This window comes from Peribacillus sp. FSL K6-5616 (assembly GCF_038008245.1).
Lineage (GTDB): Bacteria > Bacillota > Bacilli > Bacillales > DSM-1321 > Peribacillus > Peribacillus frigoritolerans.
In genome coordinates this window covers 2961065-2982538 of record NZ_JBBOYT010000001.1, presented here as the reverse complement: position 1 = coordinate 2982538, position 21474 = coordinate 2961065, and the positions used below count along the sequence as shown (strand labels likewise).

26 protein-coding genes are annotated in these 21474 nt (G+C 42.5%); 17 read left to right on the top strand and 9 right to left on the bottom strand.

Translation table 11 applies throughout. From position 1 onward, the window contains the following. The first annotated feature begins 35 nt into the window (after positions 1 to 35). The gene (gene gndA, locus MHB45_RS14265; RefSeq protein ID WP_072273206.1) at positions 36 to 1448 is read left to right on the top strand and encodes an NADP-dependent phosphogluconate dehydrogenase; all 1413 of its coding nucleotides are present in this window, start codon (positions 36 to 38) and stop codon (positions 1446 to 1448) included. 93 nt (positions 1449 to 1541) lie between these two features. Here the strand turns inward: gndA and MHB45_RS14260 are convergent, their stop codons facing one another. Then, the gene (locus MHB45_RS14260) at positions 1542 to 1715 is read right to left on the bottom strand and encodes a hypothetical protein (protein ID WP_034308217.1); all 174 of its coding nucleotides are present in this window, start codon (positions 1713 to 1715) and stop codon (positions 1542 to 1544) included. 223 nt (positions 1716 to 1938) lie between these two features. Here MHB45_RS14260 and MHB45_RS14255 point away from each other — a divergent pair, with 223 nt between their 5' ends. Continuing rightward, a complete protein-coding gene (locus tag MHB45_RS14255; RefSeq protein ID WP_202186188.1) occupies positions 1939 to 2172 on the top strand; it encodes a hypothetical protein in 234 nt (77 codons plus the stop codon). Between the two features lie 42 nt (positions 2173 to 2214). Here MHB45_RS14255 and zwf read toward each other — a convergent pair whose 3' ends face one another. Continuing rightward, positions 2215 to 3711, bottom strand: coding sequence for a glucose-6-phosphate dehydrogenase (zwf, locus tag MHB45_RS14250; RefSeq protein ID WP_048678516.1), 1497 nt, complete (start codon positions 3709 to 3711; stop codon positions 2215 to 2217). 229 nt (positions 3712 to 3940) lie between these two features. On the opposite strand from zwf, the gene rnz reads away from it, so the two are divergent. From rnz to MHB45_RS14225, 5 genes are all read left to right on the top strand, one after another. After that, positions 3941 to 4882 carry a ribonuclease Z gene (gene rnz, locus MHB45_RS14245; protein WP_048678514.1) on the top strand — a complete coding sequence of 314 codons (942 nt, stop codon included), beginning with the start codon at positions 3941 to 3943 and terminating at the stop codon, positions 4880 to 4882. Positions 4883 to 4945: 63 nt separating this feature from the next. Continuing rightward, complete coding sequence (locus MHB45_RS14240; RefSeq protein WP_048678511.1) at positions 4946 to 5764, top strand: squalene/phytoene synthase family protein; 819 nt, start codon at positions 4946 to 4948, stop codon at positions 5762 to 5764. 206 nt (positions 5765 to 5970) lie between these two features. Next, complete coding sequence (locus tag MHB45_RS14235; protein WP_048678510.1) at positions 5971 to 6966, top strand: ABC transporter substrate-binding protein; 996 nt, start codon at positions 5971 to 5973, stop codon at positions 6964 to 6966. A 32-nt stretch (positions 6967 to 6998) separates the two neighbouring features. Further along, entirely contained in the window at positions 6999 to 8030 is a 1032-nt protein-coding gene (locus MHB45_RS14230) for an ABC transporter permease (RefSeq protein WP_048678508.1), read from the top strand. Further along, on the top strand, positions 8005 to 8799 hold the full coding sequence (locus MHB45_RS14225; protein WP_048678506.1) for an ABC transporter ATP-binding protein: 795 nt from the start codon (positions 8005 to 8007) through the stop codon (positions 8797 to 8799). Before MHB45_RS14230 ends, MHB45_RS14225 begins: the two co-directional genes overlap by 26 nt. Positions 8800 to 8956: 157 nt before the next feature. On the opposite strand, the gene MHB45_RS14220 is transcribed toward MHB45_RS14225, so the two are convergent. Further along, entirely contained in the window at positions 8957 to 9508 is a 552-nt protein-coding gene (locus tag MHB45_RS14220; protein WP_053087356.1) for a MerR family transcriptional regulator, read from the bottom strand. 286 nt (positions 9509 to 9794) lie between these two features. Between MHB45_RS14220 and MHB45_RS14215 the strand changes: the two genes are divergently transcribed. Further along, positions 9795 to 10226: a VOC family protein gene (locus tag MHB45_RS14215; RefSeq protein ID WP_048678504.1), complete on the top strand. Its 432-nt coding sequence runs from the start codon at positions 9795 to 9797 to the stop codon at positions 10224 to 10226. Positions 10227 to 10326: 100 nt separating this feature from the next. Here the strand turns inward: MHB45_RS14215 and proC are convergent, their stop codons facing one another. Further along, positions 10327 to 11172 (bottom strand): pyrroline-5-carboxylate reductase, encoded by an 846-nt coding sequence (gene proC / locus MHB45_RS14210; RefSeq protein WP_338565911.1) that lies wholly within the window; start codon positions 11170 to 11172, stop codon positions 10327 to 10329. Between the two features lie 737 nt (positions 11173 to 11909). Here proC and MHB45_RS14205 point away from each other — a divergent pair. The 4 genes from MHB45_RS14205 (at position 11910) to MHB45_RS14190 (ending at position 14365) form a co-directional block, all read left to right on the top strand. After that, positions 11910 to 12878, top strand: coding sequence for an MBL fold metallo-hydrolase (locus MHB45_RS14205; RefSeq protein ID WP_048680215.1), 969 nt, complete (start codon positions 11910 to 11912; stop codon positions 12876 to 12878). Between the two features lie 23 nt (positions 12879 to 12901). Beyond that, the gene (locus MHB45_RS14200; protein ID WP_095678600.1) at positions 12902 to 13693 is read left to right on the top strand and encodes an SDR family NAD(P)-dependent oxidoreductase; all 792 of its coding nucleotides are present in this window, start codon (positions 12902 to 12904) and stop codon (positions 13691 to 13693) included. A 148-nt stretch (positions 13694 to 13841) separates the two neighbouring features. Further along, positions 13842 to 13982 (top strand): hypothetical protein, encoded by a 141-nt coding sequence (locus tag MHB45_RS14195; protein ID WP_153246096.1) that lies wholly within the window; start codon positions 13842 to 13844, stop codon positions 13980 to 13982. A 20-nt stretch (positions 13983 to 14002) separates the two neighbouring features. After that, entirely contained in the window at positions 14003 to 14365 is a 363-nt protein-coding gene (locus MHB45_RS14190; RefSeq protein ID WP_338565908.1) for a hypothetical protein, read from the top strand. 51 nt (positions 14366 to 14416) lie between these two features. Here the strand turns inward: MHB45_RS14190 and MHB45_RS14185 are convergent, their stop codons facing one another. Next, positions 14417 to 15076, bottom strand: coding sequence for a C40 family peptidase (locus tag MHB45_RS14185; protein ID WP_034308187.1), 660 nt, complete (start codon positions 15074 to 15076; stop codon positions 14417 to 14419). 414 nt (positions 15077 to 15490) lie between these two features. Here MHB45_RS14185 and MHB45_RS14180 point away from each other — a divergent pair, with 414 nt between their 5' ends. From MHB45_RS14180 to MHB45_RS14170, 3 genes are all read left to right on the top strand, one after another. Beyond that, positions 15491 to 16750 (top strand): Y-family DNA polymerase, encoded by a 1260-nt coding sequence (locus MHB45_RS14180; protein WP_048680204.1) that lies wholly within the window; start codon positions 15491 to 15493, stop codon positions 16748 to 16750. Positions 16751 to 16776: 26 nt separating this feature from the next. Continuing rightward, positions 16777 to 17109, top strand: coding sequence for a YolD-like family protein (locus MHB45_RS14175; protein ID WP_054400243.1), 333 nt, complete (start codon positions 16777 to 16779; stop codon positions 17107 to 17109). Positions 17110 to 17324: 215 nt separating this feature from the next. Then, on the top strand, positions 17325 to 17648 hold the full coding sequence (locus MHB45_RS14170) for an iron-sulfur cluster biosynthesis family protein (protein WP_048680197.1): 324 nt from the start codon (positions 17325 to 17327) through the stop codon (positions 17646 to 17648). A gap of 43 nt (positions 17649 to 17691) precedes the next feature. On the opposite strand, the gene MHB45_RS14165 is transcribed toward MHB45_RS14170, so the two are convergent. Then, the gene (locus MHB45_RS14165; RefSeq protein ID WP_055348374.1) at positions 17692 to 18591 is read right to left on the bottom strand and encodes an alpha/beta hydrolase; all 900 of its coding nucleotides are present in this window, start codon (positions 18589 to 18591) and stop codon (positions 17692 to 17694) included. Between the two features lie 130 nt (positions 18592 to 18721). Here MHB45_RS14165 and MHB45_RS14160 point away from each other — a divergent pair, with 130 nt between their 5' ends. Both MHB45_RS14160 and MHB45_RS14155 read left to right on the top strand, forming a co-directional pair. Beyond that, on the top strand, positions 18722 to 18982 hold the full coding sequence (locus tag MHB45_RS14160; protein ID WP_048680192.1) for a YqkE family protein: 261 nt from the start codon (positions 18722 to 18724) through the stop codon (positions 18980 to 18982). A gap of 163 nt (positions 18983 to 19145) precedes the next feature. Next, the gene (locus MHB45_RS14155; RefSeq protein ID WP_034308170.1) at positions 19146 to 19583 is read left to right on the top strand and encodes a MarR family winged helix-turn-helix transcriptional regulator; all 438 of its coding nucleotides are present in this window, start codon (positions 19146 to 19148) and stop codon (positions 19581 to 19583) included. 48 nt (positions 19584 to 19631) lie between these two features. On the opposite strand, the gene MHB45_RS14150 is transcribed toward MHB45_RS14155, so the two are convergent. The 3 genes from MHB45_RS14150 to mciZ all read right to left on the bottom strand — a co-directional run bounded on the left by MHB45_RS14150 (position 19632) and on the right by mciZ (position 21406). Next, complete coding sequence (locus MHB45_RS14150; RefSeq protein ID WP_053535641.1) at positions 19632 to 20057, bottom strand: Ohr family peroxiredoxin; 426 nt, start codon at positions 20055 to 20057, stop codon at positions 19632 to 19634. 222 nt (positions 20058 to 20279) lie between these two features. Continuing rightward, complete coding sequence (locus MHB45_RS14145) at positions 20280 to 21188, bottom strand: aldo/keto reductase (RefSeq protein ID WP_253349590.1); 909 nt, start codon at positions 21186 to 21188, stop codon at positions 20280 to 20282. Positions 21189 to 21244: 56 nt separating this feature from the next. Beyond that, complete coding sequence (gene mciZ / locus MHB45_RS14140) at positions 21245 to 21406, bottom strand: Z-ring formation inhibitor MciZ (protein WP_072273199.1); 162 nt, start codon at positions 21404 to 21406, stop codon at positions 21245 to 21247. Positions 21407 to 21474 lie beyond the last annotated feature (68 nt).

Genomic DNA, 21474 nt, shown 5'->3' with positions numbered 1-21474 from the left:
GCTGTGTAAAGATATAGAGAAGGGAAAGATGAGTCATGACAAAACAGCAGATTGGCGTTATCGGATTAGCCGTAATGGGCAAGAACCTTGCGTTTAATATTGAAAGCAGGGGATATTCAATTTCCGTATATAATCGCTCAGGATCAAAAACGGACGAGATGATGAAGGAAGCGGAAGGCAAAAACGTAACAGCCGCTTATACGCTTGAAGAATTCGTCCATTCTTTGGAAACACCACGCAAAATTTTATTGATGGTTAAAGCCGGAGCGGCAACGGATGCAACAATCGAGCAATTAAAACCGCTGCTTGAAAAAGGTGATATCGTTATCGATGGAGGAAATACCTTCTTCAAGGACACTCAGCGCCGTAATGAGGAGTTAAGCAAGCTTGGCATCCATTTCATCGGTACAGGCGTGTCAGGAGGGGAAGAAGGAGCTCTGACAGGTCCATCCATCATGCCTGGAGGTCAAAAAGAAGCATATGAACTGGTTGCACCGATCTTGAAGGACATTTCAGCTAAGGTCGATGGGGATGCTTGCTGCACATATATCGGACCGGATGGGGCAGGTCATTATGTTAAAATGGTACATAATGGAATTGAATATGGGGACATGCAATTGATTTCCGAATCTTATTTCCTTCTGAAAAATCTTCTTGGATTATCTGCTGAAGAATTCCATGAAGTCTTTACTGAATGGAATGAAGGGGAACTTGATAGCTATTTAATTGAAATTACTGCTGATATTTTCAAAAAATATGATGAAGAAACCGGCAAGCCGATGGTCGATGTCATTTTAGATAAAGCTGGCCAAAAAGGTACAGGTAAATGGACAAGTCAAAGTGCGCTTGATCTTGGTGTTCCGCTTCCAATCATTACGGAATCCGTGTTTGCCCGGTTTATTTCAGCAATCAAGGACGAGCGTGTCGAAGCGAGTAAAATCCTTCGTGGTCCAAAAACCGATTCATTTACAGGCGACAAAAAAGCTTTGATTGAAAGTATCCGAAAAGCACTTTATATGAGCAAAATCTGTTCATATGCACAAGGATTTGCACAAATGAAAGCAGCATCAGAAGAAAATGGCTGGAACTTGCAATATGGGGAAATCGCGATGATTTTCCGTGGCGGCTGTATCATTCGTGCACAATTCCTCCAAAAAATCAAGGAAGCGTACGATCGTGAAGCGAACTTGAACAATCTTCTTCTAGATCCTTACTTCCAAGGGATCGTCGAAAGCTACCAAGGAGCTTTACGTGAGGTAGTATCAACGGCTGTGATGAACGGAATCCCGGTTCCTTGCTTGTCATCGGCACTTGCCTATTTCGACAGCTATCGTACAGAAACACTGCCAGCTAACCTGATTCAAGCTCAGCGTGACTATTTTGGAGCTCATACTTACCAACGCATTGATAAAGAAGGAACGTTCCATACCGAATGGATGGAAAAATAAAAAGTTCAAGCCGGCTTAGGAGGGGATCCCCTTTAAGCCGGCTTTTTTGTTTCATCATGTAAAAAGGGGGCGCTTGGCGCCCCTCTTTTAATACTATCTCCGATGCTCTACAAGGTCAATGACCCCTAATACAACATGTGCCAAACCGAAACCAAAAACCGTATTAGCTACCATTTTGTTTGAACCCCGGGTCTGCTTCATTGCATAACCCGCAGCTGTCACGGCTGTGCCCAACGCTGTTGGAATTAATCCTTCACGAATGTCCATCGTTTAATCCCTCCACATCGAAGTTAGCGGTACTGTCACTAAGCACCTTTTTTAGTGTATCCTCAGCAAGGGCTTACCATTCTTTTTGGATAGGGTGAAAATGGTAAAGATGAACTAGTTGTAAATAGTTCCAATTAATTTACCTTTTTTAGGGAAAACGTAGTATGATGTATGACATTCATCCTTGCTTTTTTTAGGTTTAAACACCTGTGGAAAAAGGAATATGAACATTGAAAGAGATGGGCGGACCGTAGAATACAGTAGGCAGAAAGAGAGAGAAGGAGCGGAGGACTTTATGTTCATCATCTGGTGGGCTGTAGCCATTTTTTTAGTTTTCATTGCCTTAGAATCCGGTGTTTCATTTTGGCTTAATTCAGAAAAAGAGGAAGAAATGTCTAAGTCCAAGGAAATGTTTCATATTATCCGGAATAAATTGCTGAGGAAGAGTGTTTCATGAAGAAGAAGGGATGCAGATTCAAATCTGCATCCCTTTTTCATTTCAATCATTATTTTCATTTTTCTTGACTTGCCACCAAATATGTCCATCTTCCGCCAGGAGTTCATCGGATGCAAGTGGACCTGTTGATCCCGCTTCATAGTTAGGGAAAGACTCGTCTTTAGTATTTTCCCATGCATTGGAAATGGTATCGACGAACTTCCATGAGAGGGCAACCTCGTCCCAGTGCGTAAAGTTTGTAGCATCCCCGCGCATGCTGTCAAACAATAGCTTTTCATATGCCTCGGGAGAATTGATGTGTTCGATCCCTTTGTTCGAGACGGTCAGCTTCATTGGCTTTGTATTGGATGTCGTCCCGGATTTCTTGACATTTAAGTACAATGTGATACCTTCGTCAGGCTGGATATTGATGACGAGAAGATTCGGATTCAGCGTTTCTTCCGTTTTATAATACAGATTCATTGGGATATCTTTGAATTGAACAACGATATTCGTTGATTTGACATCCATTCTCTTACCGGTACGGATATAAAAAGGAACACCGGCCCAACGGAAGTTATCAATCATCAATTTACCCGCAACATAGGTCTCTGTGTTGGATTCGGGATTTACATTATGTTCATTTCGGTAGGCCGGAAGCATTTGACCATCTATCGTTCCTTCACCATACTGGCCACGAACGAAGTATTGGTTGACTTCGTCGACTTTCATTGGTCGAAGTGAACGCAATGCCCGTACTTTTTCGCTTCTAATCTCTTCTGTCGTCAAAGCGATCGGGGGTTCCATTGCAAGCAAGGCCACCATTTGCAGCAGGTGGTTTTGGACCATATCCCTTAGGGCACCGCTGGTTTCATAATAACGCCCGCGTTCTTCAACGCCGAGTGTTTCGCTTGAAGTAACCTGGATGTTGGATATATATCTGTTATTCCATAGCGGCTCGAATAGGGCATTGGAAAAACGGATGACCTCGATATTTTGTACCATTTCTTTACCTAAATAATGATCGATACGGTAGATTTCATCTTCAGCGAATGCAGTCCGAATCTGCTCATTCAATTGTTGGGCTGTTTCAAAACTGTGTCCAAATGGCTTCTCGATGACCAGGCGCTTATATCCATCCGTGTCACTCAGGCCTTGTGCTTTAATCTGTTCGGCAATCGTTCCGAAAAACTCAGGTGCCATCGCCAAATAGAAGATCCTGTTTCCTTCTAATTGATAGTGTCCGTCTAATTGTTCGGCAATGTCTTTTAATTGCAAATATGATTCGGAACTTGAGACGTCATGGGAGTGATAATGGAAATGGGAAATGAATTCGTCGACCTTTTCTTCCGCATGTCCGAACGTAAGAATCGAGTCCTTGACACTTGTTTGGAACTCCTCGTTCGTCAATGGCCTCCTTGCCACTCCGACGACCGCGAACTTATTGATTTTCTCTTTTTGAAATAGTCGATATATGGAAGGAAACAATTTCCTTTTCGCTAAATCTCCGGTAGCACCAAAAATCATGATCAATGCTGTGGGTTTATTGTTTTCTGTCATGTTAAAACCTCAACTTTCCGTTAAATCTGTCTATAAAGTTGGAATTCCCGAATGTGTACCAATTTCTAATTTTACGTTTAGCTTTCCCTCAAAGCAATCAATTTGCGCATTTTTTCTCAGATTTCATTAAAAGTTTAATTTGGTTTCTGTTTTAATGGGTCATAAATGAAAGAGCACCTTGGTTATGCTATAGTTAAGGCATAAAGTATTTGCAACGGAGGTAGTATGAGTGGATTTCGTTTTATTGGGTACAGGCGCTGGCGTTCCGGCCAAAGCGCGGAATGTGACATCAATCGCCCTTCAATTATTGGAAGAACGAGGGACGGTTTGGTTATTCGATTGTGGGGAAGCAACACAGCATCAAATATTAAAAACGGCGGTCAAACCGCGAAAGGTTGAAAAGATCTTCATCACCCATTTACATGGTGACCACATCTTCGGACTGCCTGGTTTTTTAAGCAGCAGATCTTTTCAGGGCGGAGTGGATAAATTGACCGTATATGGTCCACAAGGCATAGATTCATTCATTAAGACGAGCTTACAGGTGAGTGGAACTCATTTAAAATATCCCTTGGAAATCATCGAAATTGAAGAAGGCACAGTGTTTGAGGACGAACAATTCACAGTGACGGCCAAGTCGCTTGATCATGGCATTTACAGCATCGGTTATCGGATTGTGGAAAAAGATCGTCCGGGCAGCCTACTGGTCGATCGGCTGCGTTCCGAAGGTGTGAAGCCGGGGCCTCTTTTTAAAGCATTGAAAAATGGACAAACGGTCTGTCTCGATGATGGCCGTGTCATAAATGGGAAGGACTATATCAGTGCTCCGCATAAAGGCCGGATCATCACGATTCTTGGTGATACAAGAATGTGCAGCAATGCGCTCATTCTTGCTGAATCGGCGGATTACCTTGTTCATGAAGCTACATTTTCAGCGGAAGAATCTGAAATGGCATCAGCCTATTATCATTCGACCACCGTTCAGGCTGCAGAAACGGCCTTGAAAGCGGGGGCTAAGCATCTAATCCTTACCCATATCAGCTCACGGTATACTCCAGAGGATGCTGAGAGGCTAAAAGAGGAAAGCAAAGCGATCTTTGCAAATACGATCATGGGTGAAGATCTAATGGCCATTAAAGTTCCTTTGTATTCAGAGGAATCGGGCAGCTGAAATCAAAGCCAATGTTTGATATAATTAATCAATTGTTCATTGGATATTTAAAGGAGTGTAAATATGACTGACAAAAGTGACCTACATACTAAAGCAATGGATTTTCTCCTAAAAACAAGCCGGACTTTTTTCATTCCAATCAGTTATCTTCCAAAGGGATTACAAGAGGCTATTGGAGCTGCATACCTTTGCATGCGCGCCATTGATGAGATCGAGGACCACCCAGGTCTTCCGGCAGATAGTAAGGTTTCCCTGTTACAGGCCCTTAGTGAGCTGCCGGATGCGGATTTCAAGGAAGAAGATCTTCAAAAGTTATTTGAACCATATAAGGATGACCTGCCTGAGGTGACACTGTTTCTTTCGGACTGGGTTGAATTTTGTCCACCCGGTGCAAAAGGCAAAGTCTTGGAGTCGACAAAGGAAATGGCCGAAGGCATGGCAAAATGGGTTATTAAGGACTGGCAAATCCATAACGAAGAGGAACTCGATGATTACACTTATTATGTTGCAGGTTTAGTAGGGGTCATGCTGTCTGATATGTGGAACTGGTACGACGGAACCGAAACGGACCGTGAACTTGCCATCGCATTTGGCCGTGGACTCCAAACGGTCAATATCCTGCGTAACCGTGAGGAAGATGCAGAACGTGGTGTGAACTTTTATCCCGATGGCTGGGGTTTTAACGAGATGCTTGCCCATACGGAGCGTAATCTTGCATTAGCCGATGCGTACATTGGAGAGATTGAAACGAAGGAAATCATCCAATTTTGTAAAATACCCTTGGAATTGGCAAAAGCCACATTGAAAGCCCTAAAAGAAGGCAAAGAAAAAATTGATCGGGCTACCGTTACCGAAATTGTCAGCCAGGTTGTCGAACATTGATTTTTCCAAAAGCTGCTGTGAAAGTTACCATACCTTTCACAGCAGCTTTTTTCATGTTTCACATGTAGAACTCAAAAAATTCTAAAAAGTTAAAAAATATATTGGAATAATTGGGACTAAACGATTATAATTTAGGAAATAAAAGCGAAAAAGCTGGCGTCGATAGAAAAACATTATTTTAAATAAGGAAAAAGCGGGGGGAAAATATGAAAAAGAAATTATATTCAGCTGCAGCCATGACATTGGTCGCAGGTTTATTGTTGGCTGGGTGTGGAAATGAAAAGGAAAAAGATGCGGCAAAGGATGAAAGCGGAAAGGATACCTTCAACATTGGGGTGACACAAATCGTTCAGCATGATTCCCTGGATCAAGCATATGAAGGCTTCCAGGCGGCATTGAAGGATAGTGACATCAATGCGAAATATGATCTTCAAATTGCTCAGGGTGACCAAAACAACAGCCAAACGATTGCCAATAACTTCGTTGGGGATAAAGTGGATCTGATATTTGCGAATTCGACTCCTAGTGCTCTAAGTGCTTTAAATGCGACCAAGGATATTCCGATCGTCTTTACATCGGTTACCGATCCTGTAGCGGGGGAGCTTGTCACTTCTTTGGAAAAACCAGGCGGAAATGTGACGGGTACGACGGATTCCCATCCTGAAGCCATTGCCAAGTCAATGAAATTCCTAGCGGAAGAGCTTGGCGCCAAAACGATTGGAACGGTTTATAACACAGGGGAGCAAAATTCAGTCGTCCAAATAAAAAATGTGAAGGCGGAAGCGAAAAAAGCTGGATTGAAAGTCGTGGAAGCGTCCGTATCGACTTCAGCGGATGTTAAACAGGCAACGGAATCATTAATCGGAAAAGCGGATGCTTTCTATATCATTACTGATAATACAGTTGTCTCGGCACTGGAATCGGTCATTTCCGTGGCAAATGATCAAGATATCCCCTTGTTTGTCGGCGAGCTTGATTCCGTGAATGCTGGCGGTTTTGCAGCATATGGCTTCAGTTACTATGATATTGGTTATGAAGCGGGGCAAAAAGCGGTTGAAATCCTCAAGGATGGTAAAAAACCTGGAGATATCCCGGTTCAATATCCACAAAAACTGAAATTGGTCATCAATGAAAAAGCAGCAAAAGATATGGGTGTTGAAATAAAAGAAGAATGGAAAGCAGATGCTGAGTTTGTAAAATAAACTCTGCTTTTGTTCGGGGAAGGAAGAAAAAAATGTTCTCAGCCTTATTCAACTCTTTTGAGTCGGGAATGATTTATGCAATCATGGCACTTGGTGTCTATTTAACATTCAGGATTCTCGATTTCCCGGATATGACTGTGGAAGGCAGTTTTGTGACAGGGGCGTCTGTTGCCGCGATTATGATCGTTAACGGTTACTCGCCGATCGTTGCCACGTTGAGTGCCATGGTGGCAGGGTTCATCGCTGGGACGATAACGGGGTTCCTTCATACGAAAGGGAAAATCAATCCTCTCTTGGCAGGTATCTTAATGATGATTGCGCTCTACTCGATCAATTTGCGGATCATGGGTGCATCCAACATTCCGTTGCTTTCCCAAACAACCATTATCACGAATATCCAGGATGCCTGGGTTGGCACCGGACTGGACAATTTGTTGAATGGTCTTTTATCATTCGTGGGTCTCGGTGACAGCCTGCCAAAAACGTGGGCCATATTAATCGTTATGCTGGTTGTGGCTGTAGTCATCCAAGCGGGAATGTCAGCGTTTTTAAAAACGGAAATTGGTCTTGCCTTACGGGCGACTGGTGATAATGAAGCAATGGTCAAGAGTTTTTCCGCCCATACCGGCAACATGAAGATCTTAGGACTTGCAATCGGAAATGCACTTGTGGCTTTTTCGGGATCCCTGGTTGCCCAATATAACGGTTTTAGCGATATAGGCATGGGGATTGGAATCATTGTCATCGGATTGGCATCCGTCATAATCGGTGAGGCTCTATTTGGTGCAAAAACGATTGCACGTGCTACGCTGGCTGTTATTGGAGGGGCGATCATTTACCGAATCGTCGTAACCTTGGCACTTCGCGTTGAATTCCTTGAAACGGGAGATGTTAAATTAATTACGGCACTTATTGTGGTCGGGGCACTTGTCATTCCAAAAATTTCCGATAAACAAAAGGAAAAAACCCGGAAGAAAAGGCGGCTTAAAGAAATACAGATGCGTCATGGTGGCACTTTACCGAAAGGGAGGGAAGAATATGCTTCGGTTAAATCAGATTTATAAAGTGTTCAATGAGGGAACACCAGATGAAAAGCTAGCCCTTGGAAATCTGGAACTGCAGATGACAAAAGGTGAATTTGTAACAGTCATCGGTAGTAATGGAGCAGGTAAATCGACTTTGATGAATATGATTTCCGGTAAGATTCTCCCTGATGCCGGTGAAGTCATCATCGATGGTGAAAACGTATCGGCCATTGAAGAACATGCCCGTGCAAAAATGATTGGACGCGTTTTTCAGGATCCCATGCTGGGTACTGCACCGCATATGACGATTGAAGAAAATATGGCAATTGCTTATGGCAGAACCAATAGAAGAGGTTTAGGCTTTGGGGTGACAAAAAAACGGAAAGAACTTTTTAAAGAATGTTTGGGCACCCTTCATTTAGGCTTGGAAAACCGGATGACTGCAAAAGTGGGATTATTGTCAGGAGGGGAGCGTCAGGCACTATCATTGCTGATGGCGACCTTCACCGATCCTAAAATCCTGCTTCTTGATGAACATACTGCAGCGCTTGATCCTTCGCGGGCAGAACTTGTTACAAACCTGACGAAGGAAATCGTTGAAAAGAACCAATTAACGACGTTGATGGTGACTCATAATATGCAGCAGGCAATCGATCTTGGAAATTCCCTGATCATGATGGATAAGGGACAGATCATTTTTGAAGCCAGAGGCGCTGCAAAGCAGAAATTAACCGTCGAAAAACTGCTTAACGAATTCCAACGCATCAAAGGCGAAAAAATGATCAATGACCGTGCAGTGTTGATTTAAGATGATGAAAAGGCCCGACCCAGGTGAGATTAATCTTGGGTCAGGGCCTTTTTATTTTGGGGTAATTAATAAGATCAGGTCCTATTTCTGAAGAGATGCTTTGCCTAACAAAGATGGTTATCCGTGGGGTGCTCATGAAAGATCTTGATAATAGGTGTCAATCGCTGTCGGCTGTGCTCCATGATGAACTATCGTTCTTTCTGTTTCCGAAAATCATTTTTATGAATGGCCTTTTCTTCGTCTTTTTAGTGGCAGCAGCTTCTTCAGCCGCGAGGAAATAATCAAAGGGCTGGCCCGTTGGTGTTTCCAACGCTTCGATACGGGCTTCAAGCTTTTTAACGAGTTTGTGCATTTCTTCCATTTCACTTCTGTGCTGTAAAAGCTGATAGGATACAACATCGTCCGCTTTTGTTTTCAGGCCATTTTCAAGCCTGATGACCCGTTCAAGCAGTTGATCATGTTCTTTATTCGGTTCGGAGTGTTTCTGGATGGTTGCTTTTCTGATTTTTTTCTCTGAGATGCTGACCTTTTGAAGAATGATGCCCTCGTTCAGCTGATCTTGGATTTTTCTCAATAATGCAATGTCTTCATCCGAAAACTGGTAGTGGCCAAGCTGATTCCGTTCTACTTCCATGTTCAATTGGGTGACCCAGCGTTGAATCGTACTATGGGAAACATTCAGTAACCGGGCAACTGCACTTGTATTCATCGAGATTCCCCCTTTTGCTTGTTGAATTCGATAAGTATGGGGGAATTCCTTTACAGATGACAAAACATGTATTCATTCGGCAAAGAAAGTGGAATTCCTACGTAATTTGCATGAGGGGCAATCCAAGGTGGAATTCCCCGTGGAGCTGCTTTTTGCAAAGTGGTGAGCAGTATTAGGAACTTTAAGAAGCATTTGCTATCGTGTGGGCGATGGTCAATCAAGCTAAAAAGGGAAAAGTGATCCAGATGTCGAATTTACCCTTAAAACATGGCAAAGGAGGACTAGCATGAACAGGATCAACATTATAACTTTAGGTGTCAGGGATATTACTCAATCATTAAGGTTTTACCGGGACGGGTTGGGGTTCCGTACATTGATTAAAGAGGACGATCCCGCAATCGTTTTTTTTAATAATGCCGGTACGAAACTTGCTTTGTATCCTTTAGAGGAGCTAGCAAAAGACATTAATGAGATGGAACCGCCTAAGAAAAATGGTTTCCCGGGTCTTACGCTCGCTTATAATGCTAAATCAATTGAAGAAGTGGATGAAGTGATCAACAAGGCTGAAAAGGCTGGGGGAACAATCGAGAAATCACCTCAGCGTGTTTTTTGGGGAGGATACAGCGGATATTTTTCAGACCCCGATGGTTACTATTGGGAGGTTGCGTATTCGAAGGACTGGAGTTTCGATGAAAATGATATGCTGATTATAAAGTAACGTTCACTTCAGAAGGTTTACCCTTTATAAGATGTATGGATCATAAAAAGGGCTGTTGCCTGCCACTGCTGCAGGCAACAGCCGATCATCATCCTGCGGCTTACTGCGAAACTACATATTTGGCCAGTTCTTTACTTATTTGATTGCCCATTCGCTTCGATTGCTCTGTCGCTTCTTGTACACAGGCAATGAATGCATCTTCCACTTGATGTGCTTGTAGAGCCTTCAGACCTGCTTCAGTCGTTCCGCCTGGTGAAGTTACTTCCTTTCTTAGTACGGCAGGCGTTTTAGGTGATTTCTGTAACATGTCGGCTGCACCCATCAATGTCTGGAGAATCAATTGCTTAGCGGTTTCGGAATCGAGCCCTATTTTTTCCGCTGATTTTTCCAATGCCTCGACCAAGTAATAAATATAAGCAGGACCGCTGCCTGATAAGCCTGTTACCGCATCTAGCTGGGTTTCTTCGACCACTGCCACCGTACCCACCGTTTCAAAAAGGGTAATCGCCGTTTGTAATTGCGAATCTTTCGTATGACAGTTAGCCGCAAGGGCCGTTGCTGATTTTCCTACAGCTGCCGATGTATTAGGCATGGCCCGGACGATCGAAAACCGCTTGTTGGCGATTCCTTCCAAGCTTGTTGTATGAACCCCGGCAACAACGGAAATGAACAGCATTTCTTCACGAATGTATTCTTTTATCGATTGCATCGTTTCTAAAATATCTTTCGGTTTCACCGCCAGTACGACAAGGTCTGCATCCTTTACTAATAACTGCAGTGATCGTGTTGCAGTTACACCATATTGGTCCTTTAAATAAACTAACCGATCATCATTTGATTTATTTGTTACAAAAATATTTTCTGGTTCAATTACCTGTTGGGTCACCAGCCCCGAAATGATTGCTTCTGCCATCGATCCAGCTCCGATAAACGCGATTTTTTTCATAATTCCCGCTCCTTTTTCTTTTGAATTTTCGGCCATTTTATGAAGGCTGCTTTCACATACTTTGTTGCTATTTACCAGGTAGTGAGTTGTGGTTGATTTCCCTTCCAGATGCTCGCTTTCCGTGGGGCGGGCGGTGAGCCTCCTCGGCGTAAACGCCTGTGGGGTCTCACCTGTCCCGCTGCTCCCGCAGGAGTCTCGCACTTCCGCTCCAATCAACCTTAAATAGTTTCGTTTAAAAACAACAATCTTTACGAAAGAGCCTTTATGAAAAACAAAAAGACCCCTCATCCAATAAAGGACGAAAGGTCTAGCTTCCGTGGTACCACCTTTGTTCAACTTTTCCATAATAAATAAACAGAAAAGCTGCACTTGATTCCTCTAACGCGGGAATTACGTCAGGTTTTCCTGAAGGCTCATAAGGTAGGTTCAATAATGAGGGGGCGATGAAGCCTTTCAGCACATTCCGAGCTTCACTCTCTTTACGCCATCAATAATTTACTTGGCCTTAATCAAAGCCATGCCGTCTTTAATTACTTGTGATTATGAAGGATATATCAGTACTCTGTCAATGATAATATATGCATGGACGATAAAAAATAGACATGAATTATGTGAAAATAATGACAGTAATTAAAAATACATGTAAAATGGTAATTATACATGATAACTATACTTAGAATCCTGGTTAGCGTATAAAAAGATTTATATAAATATAATTTTCTAAGGTGGAAAAGATTATGGCGAATTGGAATGGAGATATTGCGAAAATTGCTTTGCCCACGCCGTTTGCAGTGGGTGATGTGAATGTTTATGTCGTTAAAGGGGATGCTTTAACATTAATCGATACCGGCGTGAAAACAAAACGTTCAAAGGAAGCCTTGACTAACGGTCTTGGGGATTTGGGTCTGAAACTGACTGATATCGAACAAATCATTTTAACCCATCATCATCCCGATCATGCTGGTGCACTCGATTTCTTTGAAAAGGATATCCCGGTTTATGGACACAAAAATAATCAGCGCTGGCTTACTATCAGTGATGAGTTTCTTGAAACCCATAATCGTTTTTTCCTTGATTACGCCAAAAAGTTCGGAGTGGCAGAAGAGCTGAAAAATAAACTGATCCATAACCGCGACGAAATCCGTTTCCTTAGTGAACGGAAGCTGCATGGATATTTGGCTGAGGGGGATGAGCTCCCTGGTCTTCCAGGCTGGAAAGTGATCGAGACTCCAGGGCATGCGCAAAGCCATTTATCTTTTTACCGGGAAAGTGACGGGATCATGATCGCTGGCGATCACTTGCTTGCCAAGATTTCACCTAACCCATTAATGGAACCACCTTTACTCCCTGGAGGCATGAGGCCTCGTCCGTTACTGCAATATAATGCATCACTTCAAAAATTATTGGATTTCCCCATATCCACTGTTTACTCAGGACATGGATCTGAAGTGGCAGGAGATGCAGTTGCAGACTTGATTCAATATAGATTCGAGCGGCAGCATAACCGTGCCATGCAGGTGAAAAGCATGCTTCAAGATAAGCCTTTATCTGTCTTTGAAGTGTGTCAGCAGCTGTTTCCGAAAGTATACCTTCAGGAAGTGGGCCTGACACTTTCGGAAACGGTCGGTCAGCTGGACTATTTAGAAGACTTGGGTGAAGTCCAAACAGAAATCCAATCAGGGGTCATTCTGTATTCAATCGCTTAATGTTCGCAAGGAGGCCGCTTTTTTTGAATAAGTTACAAGGTAAAGTTATTGTTATTACCGGTGCTTCCGGAGGGATTGGCAAGGAAGTTGCCATTCAAAGTGCAAAACAGGGAGGCCGTCTCGTCCTCTTGGCCAGAAGCATGGATAAATTACTGCTGCTGAAGAATGAACTGATCACCCAATATGGGATTGATGCATATGCCTATAAGCTTGACGTTGCAGACACGGATCAGGTGACAAATGTTTTTAATGACATCCATGAGCAAATAGGTGAAGTGGATGTGTTGGTCAACAATGCTGGTTTCGGCACGTTTAAAGAAGCGCAGGATACGGAATTAAATGAAACGAAAGCAATGTTTGCTGTCAACGTCATTGGATTGATGGCCTGCACAAAGCTGGTTCTGCCGTATATGAAGCAGAGAAAATCGGGGCATATCATCAATATCGCTTCACAGGCCGGTAAAATCGCCACTCCTAAATCAACATTGTACTCTTCTACCAAGTTCGCAGTTCTTGGCTATTCAAACGCACTTCGGCTCGAACTGATGGAAGATCATGTTTTTGTGACCACCGTCAATCCTGGCCCTATAGAAACGAATTTCTTTAACATTGCGGATGAATCAGGTACATACTTAAAGAACGTTGAAAAATTCATGCTTAAGCCTGGAGATGTCGCTGCTAAAATCGTAGCGGCGATGCTGACCAACAAGAGGGAAATCAATCTCCCTGGCTGGATGAATTTAGCTGGGAAATGGTATAACATGTTTCCGAAGATCACCGAAACATTAGGAAAAAAAGCATTTTTCAAAAAGTAGGCTAGTCTTTCGATTCCAGATGAAAAATGGTCCAATAATAGGTAAAGGGGAATGTCGATGACATTCCCCTTTTGAATTAACCGAAGTTATCATTTGAATGGGTAACTGTTTCATGGGGAATCCGTCATTTCTATTAGGAGGGATTTTCATGAAGATGATTGTAAACCTTTATATATATTTATTCGTCGCCTTTATTCTGGGCAGCTGTCAATCCCCCGATTGGAACATGGATGAATCCAATCGGGGGAAGAAGGTTTCATTACGGATCTTGACGATAAGAGGATTTTGATTAAAGGGACGTACTATAAGGTGACCAATGATACATATATTCAAGATCAACATGGTAATGACCTCGATTATTCCGAACTGGAAATCGGGATGAAAGTGAAACCGTGGCACCGGGGCGGGGTGAAGAAATCATTTCCTGGGAAAGCGGAAGCGGAATTGATTCTTGTTTTGACGGATGAAAGCAGCTTGGCCGAACAAAGGGCGGTCATTGCTGCTCTCGATCATGTCAGCAAAGCGGAAAGTCAGCGATTCATGGTTCTCGAAGTCGCCCATTTACCCTCAGAGCATGTTTATAATATCGAAATGATGAATCGTTCCAACTTGGATTCTTCATTCATTGTGACAGTTGAGGATGTAACGGATGAAATATTATATATAAAATAAAACAACCGGACTGAATCACTTTGAATTCCGTCCGGCTGTTTGTCCTGGATTTTATAAAGTTTTCGCACCTAAATATTTTGGTTTCCAATAAGAATTATCCATATCCGTAATGGTTATTCCTTTGGAAGACGTAGCACTAATGAATTGACCATTTCCGATATAGATCCCAACATGGGATACTCCTGTTCTTCCAGAAGAAGTATCAAAGAATACAAGATCACCCTTAGCTGGTGAAGATACTTTTAACCCTGTATTGGAATAGAGCAAGGATGTTGTACGCGGTAAGGTAATTCCTTGAGATTTCTGGAATACGTAATAGACGAAGCCTGAGCAGTCAAATCCAGTTGGTGTTGTTCCGCCCCATTTGTAGGGTTTGCCTATTAAGGTTTTTGCATAGCTGATCAAGCTAGTATTATTGACATTATAAACACCAAGCGCATTAAATGTGTTACGGCCGGCAATTCCGTCAGCAGTCAACCCTTTGGCTTTTTGGAATTTTTTTACTGCAGATACAGAATAGGTGCCGTAATATGTAGTCAGTGAACCTGAATATGTGAAATAACCTTTGGTTTTTAATAGTTGTTGTAGTTGTTTGACATCACTATGTGTCATTCCGGGTCTGAGGGTTTGGTCTCCAATATTGGCAAAGGCTTGCAGTGGGGTTAGCATCATGGCAGATGCAACAGCAGCTGAAGCGATCCATTTCTTCATAATTTTCATTTCCTCTCTATCTATCTCTCTATTATTTCTTAACAATATTATCCTACAATACCATTATGACAAATAGACATAATTTTGGTTACATTTTCATTACAAAAAATGAGCATTAAGACTGGATTCCAAGTAGACGAAAGCCTGTTGAAAAGGGTGGGGGGATTTTAAAAAACTAAGTATATGGACCTACTTAAAATTATTCAAGCTACCAATTAATCTTTTTCAAAAAAACAATCTGGATGCTAAGTTTAAATTTGGTATTTTATCCATTTTTAGTATCTATTATATTTTTCAAGGAAATTACAATAAAAAGTAGAAATTTGTATGAAAACTTCCATTGAATAAGAACGTATATTCGGTTAAAGTTATGAATATAATAAAGCGAACGTATATTCTTGTTAGGGTGAAGAAATGATGGATTATGGGACGATGCCGAAACAATCAATTATGTGTATCGATATGAAAAGTTTTTATGCAAGCTGTTCAGCGGTCATGCTTGGTCTGGACCCGCTTGATTGTTATCTGGCGGTGGTTGGTGATTTGAAGAGGACAGGGAGCATTGTGCTCGCGGCTTCTCCAAAGATGAAGAAGGAATTTGGCATCAAGACAGGTTCGCGGATGTTTGAGATCCCGAATGACCCGAGGATTGTCGTCGTTGAACCTAAAATGGCGACTTATTTAAGGGTTTCGACGGAAATCACCCGCTTGTTCAACCGTTATGTGCCAAAAGAAGCGATTCACGTATATAGTGTGGACGAAAGTTTTGTGAAAGTCGATGGTGCCGCTTCTTTATGGGGAGATGCCCGCATGATAGCTGAAAAGATAAAAGATGAAATTGAACGGGAATTACAGCTCCCCTGTGCCATTGGAATTGGACCGAACATGCTCATGGCAAAACTTTGCCTTGATTTGGAAGCCAAACATCAGGGGATTGCAGAATGGAAGTATGAGGATGTGCCAAGCAAACTTTGGCCGATTTCCCCGCTTCGTGAAATGTGGGGGATCGGCAGGCGCGTAGAAAAAACCCTTCATGGAATGGGTATATTTACGGTTGGGCAGCTTGCCAATTATGATCTTGAATTACTTGAAGCGAAGTTTGGAATTATGGGCAATCAGCTTTACCACCATGCCTGGGGAATAGATTTATCCGATATGGGGGCAGCGATCATCGAAGGGCAGGTCAGCTTCGGCAAAAGTCAAATCCTGCTGCGGGATTATAAGGATGAGCATGAGGTAAAGCAGGTCATGCTGGAAATTTGCGAAGAAGTTGGAAGAAGGGCACGCACCCATCGTAAGGCAGGAAGAACGGTGAGCCTAGGCATTGGTTACAGCAAGGATGAGTTTGGCGGAGGTTTCCATCGTTCGCGTTCGATTAATGAACCGACCAACATCACGATGGAGTTATATAAAGTTTGCCTGGAGCTTTTCCATGAGAACTATAAGCAAAAAACGGTTCGAAGCATAGAGGTCAGACTCTCGAATATTGTGGATGATAATGAAATGCAGCTGACTTTATTTGATGCTTCGCGCTGGAAGAAGCGGGAATTGAGTTACACGGTTGATCGAATCCGCCACAAATATGGAGCCAAATCGTTATTGCGTGCCGTTTCGTATACAGAAGCAGGTACAGCCGTATACCGAAGCAAGCTGCTTGGTGGGCATAAGGCGTAAGGCTGACTTTGAAAGGAGGGAAAAGAATGATTCGTGATCGCGGCCGTATCAAATGGACATCGATGATGTTGCCGGAACATGTGAAGATGCTCCGGGATTGGGTGGTGGAGGATGGCTATGAAACGAAGCGCATCCTGGATGAGCAGCAGCTGGAAGAAATGAATGCGGTAATGGGGGAAGCGATGGAGGAAAGAAAGGATGTCACGATTGCCCATTATGAAGGAAACCGGTATCAGCTGTTAATCGGCAGGATCCATTATTATAATGAGCTCACCCAAAAGCTCCATATCGTTGACCGGTTTGAGCAGGCTCACTATATCAGGCTTTCCGATATAGCGGATGTAAGGATAATGGAATGATGAGCGGAAGGGCTGTTCCCCAAGGGACAGCCTTTCATTTTCGAAACGGCATCGTGATGAAAGGACTGACGTGACATAAGAGAATCGGCATTTGTTAGAACGGTCCATGAGGAAAGTGATTTCCGTGAGGGCATAAGGAAGCAGGCAGTTTCGTTAACAGAAACGTTTTTATCGTTTATAATGGGGGAATGCAAAGACATCGGGAGGCAGCAATCATGTATATTGAATGGACGGAAACAGCGGCTGAGAAAATAGCCGGTAAGGTACAGGGACAAGAAGGATATTTACAGTTGAAATATGATACTGATGGCTGCGGCTGCGTGGTAAGTGGTGTGACGGCGCTATGGTGGGTCAACGAACCTGAAGAAGGTACCGAAAAAGTGGAAACAAACGGAATTCCGCTATATGTTGAGAAATCAAAAATGATTTTTCTTGATGAAGTCATGAAAATAGACTTTGTTGCGGAAGCGAACAGCTTTCAATTAAAAAGTCCGAATCAAATCTTAAATCCGAGGATGAGCTTTTTTAATAAAATCTAACTAAAAGCAAAAGAGGGGATCGTGGATACCCTCTCTTTTCTTCTCAGACAAGTTTTAGAAACTGATCGATTTGATCTTCATATTCTTTTGGATTTTCATTATAAGATTGAGCGTGGGCCCCTTTTTTAGCGATGTACAGCTGTTTTGGGCCCTCTTTTGCTGCATATAATTCCGCTGTCATGGAAGCGGGAATGAAACTGTCATTTTCACTATGGATGAAGAGCACGGGTTTTCGGATATTTTTCATATAATCTATTGGGGACACTTCATTGGTCCAATATCCGTCACGGAGTTTGATGAACGTACGCCCGAGCGGAAATACGGTCCAAGAAGGAAATGGGACTTCATGCTTGAGCTGGTGTTTGATCTGATCCTCGAAGTTTGAAAATGGACAGTCGGCAATGTAAAAATCAGCACCATCTTCAAGCATTCCGGCATATAAAAGCAGGGTTACGGCCCCCATGGATTCTCCATGAATGCCAATATGAAGGTCGGGCCCTTTGCGTCTTTTCAATTCATCGATTACGGCCTTCAGGTCGAATTTTTCATAATGTCCATAACTGCTCGTCTTGCCACCGGAATCCCCATGCCGGCGGTGGTCATAAATGATCGCATTGAAGCCCCGCTTAAGAAAAATGTTCATGTACTTAATCGAATTGACTTTGTTCTCCGTCACACCATGAGAAATGACCACCCACTTTTTGGTGTCATGCGGTTCGATAAACAAGCATTTCAAGGAATATCCGGATGGTGACGATACCCAAATTTCCGATTTAGGCAGATTATCAAAATCCTCCGTGATCAGGCGTTTAGCCATGATTTCACGATTCTGGATAAAATCATCTTCCTTCTTTTTCATGTACATGATCCGATTGGAAAAATAAAGGCCGACGCCGATGATATACGCTAGGATTCCAGCCAGTGTAAACCACCATTTCTTCATGAAAGGACCTCCTCGATTGATTTTCTTTATTTTACCATGAGGGAAATGGGAAAACACTGTCTGAAAACCATGATGAGGAAAACGGCAGTCGTGATATAATAATTTCATAAATGGCCAGGAGGTTTTAAGGATGAAAAAGAAACAGCCGCGAAAACAAAATCAAAGCAAAAACCAAGATAAAGATTCATCTTCATTGAAACTCGGTGATATGATCAATCAAGATATCATGTCCCAGCTTCGTCAAAAGCAAAAAGAACTTAATGAGGCTGAACAAGAGAAAAGGGAAGCGGAAGAAGAAAAAAAACGTGAAGAAAGAAAGCGGCGGGAGAAGAATAAATCATTCGAAGAACTATTGGGTGAAAGCAATTTGAACTGGAAGAACTATAAATAAAAACAGGGAGCAGTTAAAATTTTAAAAGGGCTGGCTCCCTTTTTCTGTTCAGGAAGATTTATTCCTTGCTGATATTCCTTTATTTTATAAAGTATAACGATTATATTAAAGATAAGTTCGATATGCTTTCATATCGGATGGACTACTATTAGCTGGTGATAGGATGCAAAATAAAATAGAAAAAGTACTGGAAGACCAATTATGTTTCCTGCTTTATGCAAGTTCGCGGGAAATGACGAAGAAATATAAACCGCTGCTTGATAAACTTGAAGTGACATATCCTCAATATCTTGTTCTGCTTCTATTATGGGAACAGGATACACTTACAGTAAAAAAACTTGGGGAGCTCCTTGCCCTCGACTCAGGAACGCTTACCCCCATGTTGAAACGAATGGAGCAGAATGGCTTGATTGTCCGTGAACGTTCCACTGAAGATGAACGGTCTGTCATGATTAAGTTGACGGAAAAGGGACTTGGTTTACAGGAAGATGCCTGTTTCATTCCCGATCGCATTTCGGCAATGTCGGGTGAGGATAAGAAGGTGGTTGAGGATTTAAAAGCTTCGCTGCTCCAACTATTGAAAACATTACAGGAATTTTAGCGAAGAAAAGACGCTTGGGAACCCCAAGCGTCTTTTTATTGATTGGATTTAGTCTACATCTATTTCAAAGGCGACATCCACATTGCCATTGATTGCTTTTGAATAAGGACACATTTGATGCGCTTTATGAACAAGGGTTTCGAATGTCTCCTTGTCGACCCCGGATCCCTTCACAGCCAAAGTTACAGCCAAGCTGTACTGATGCATCTCACCCATCAATAGACTGACGCTTGCGGTAACTTTTGAATCGAAAGAAACGCGTTCGATTTTACCAACCGATTGCAAAGCGCTATCAAAACATGCAGCATATCCAGCTGCAAAAAGCTGTTCCGGATTAGATGCTTCAGGCATCTGTTTAGCCCTAGGTGTTCCAGGCATCGCAATATCAACCGTGAAATTGCCGTCAGCAGAAATTGCCGTTCCTTCTCTTCCGCCATCGACTGTTACAGAGGTTGTAAATAATGTTTTTGTCATCATTTTTTCTCCCTTATCTTTTTATTTTTAATTGTGCACAACTGAATTGTACAATATTAGTTTTGGGATGTCCAATGAAAAGTTTAAAACCGTTAAATTAGAATGATTGGAAACTTGAAGTTGGTAAAGAAGGCGAAAAAAAGATGGAACGGAAAAAGGCTGACTATCCCGTTGGTTAAACGGAGATAGGGCAGCCTAAAGGTTTGTCCTGACATTTCTTTTTTAATTCCGGTGACTTTCATATTTGTTCACTTTGGTCAACCGCTTCAGGATATCCAACTCGGTGGTGGACAGTGAAGGGCTGTTGGCAGCTTGGCAGTTATCACGAAGCTGCTGTACTGAGCTTGCGCCTGGAACAACGGTAGCTACGCTTTGATGGGACAATACATATTGAAGTGCCGTTTCATTCAACTTCCTATCGGAAAGTTTGTCCTTTATTTGCGGAAGCAAATCTTTAAGTTCGTGATAGCTATAGTCAAGGTATCCATCCTCATTTGCCTTTTTAAGCATTTTTTCACTGAGCAGCCCTTTGGCAAGGGGGCCACGGGCGATCATGCTGATTTGTTTGTTGGCCAAAAGGGACAGCCACTCTTCTGGGCGGCGGTCGAGCAGATTAAACTGCATCATCACGGAATCAAGCTCAGACTTTTCAGTGAATTCCTTGATGACATTCGGACGAATCGAGGAAATTCCATAATATCGGATATAGCCTTCTTTTTTCAAATCTTCAAATGCTTCAACCGTTTCTTCGATATTGTCTGAAATGGTGCCGCCATGTAACTGATAAAGATCAATATAATCAGTCCCCAATCGCTTTAAGCTATCTTTTACTGCCGTTTTAATATGAGCGCCGGATGGGTCCCAGCTCCAGGAATCTTTATTTTCATTCCAGCGGTTTCCGACCTTGGTGGCTATGTATACCTTATCGCGGACCGATTTTAAATTCTTTCCGACGATTTCTTCATTCATACCGAAATCATATAAATCGGCCGTATCAAAATAATTGATTCCTTCATCTAAAGCGGCCTGTATGATTTCGGATGCCTGATTTTCAACAGTCCCCAATGACATGCATCCAAGCCCGATTTCAGAAACTAGCAAGTCAGAATTTCCTAGTCTGCGTTTTTTCATGTTATCCACTCCCTTTACATTCATTGTAAAGGAGAAATCCATTTCACTCAAAGAATTCACTTGATCCGTTTTAAAGGAGTGGGTGGCACCTGATCGTGAATGTCGGCAATCCAATCATTGACATAGACATATTGATTTTGTAATTGCTTTAGTTTTTGAAGGATTTCCCAGCTCTTTCCGGATAAAGTAACGCTTTTTTCCAATACGTAAACTTTCATTAAATCGCCCTCCATCTCTATTATGGTAAAATGTATGAGGAATCATGCTGCAATTAGAACAGAGGAGT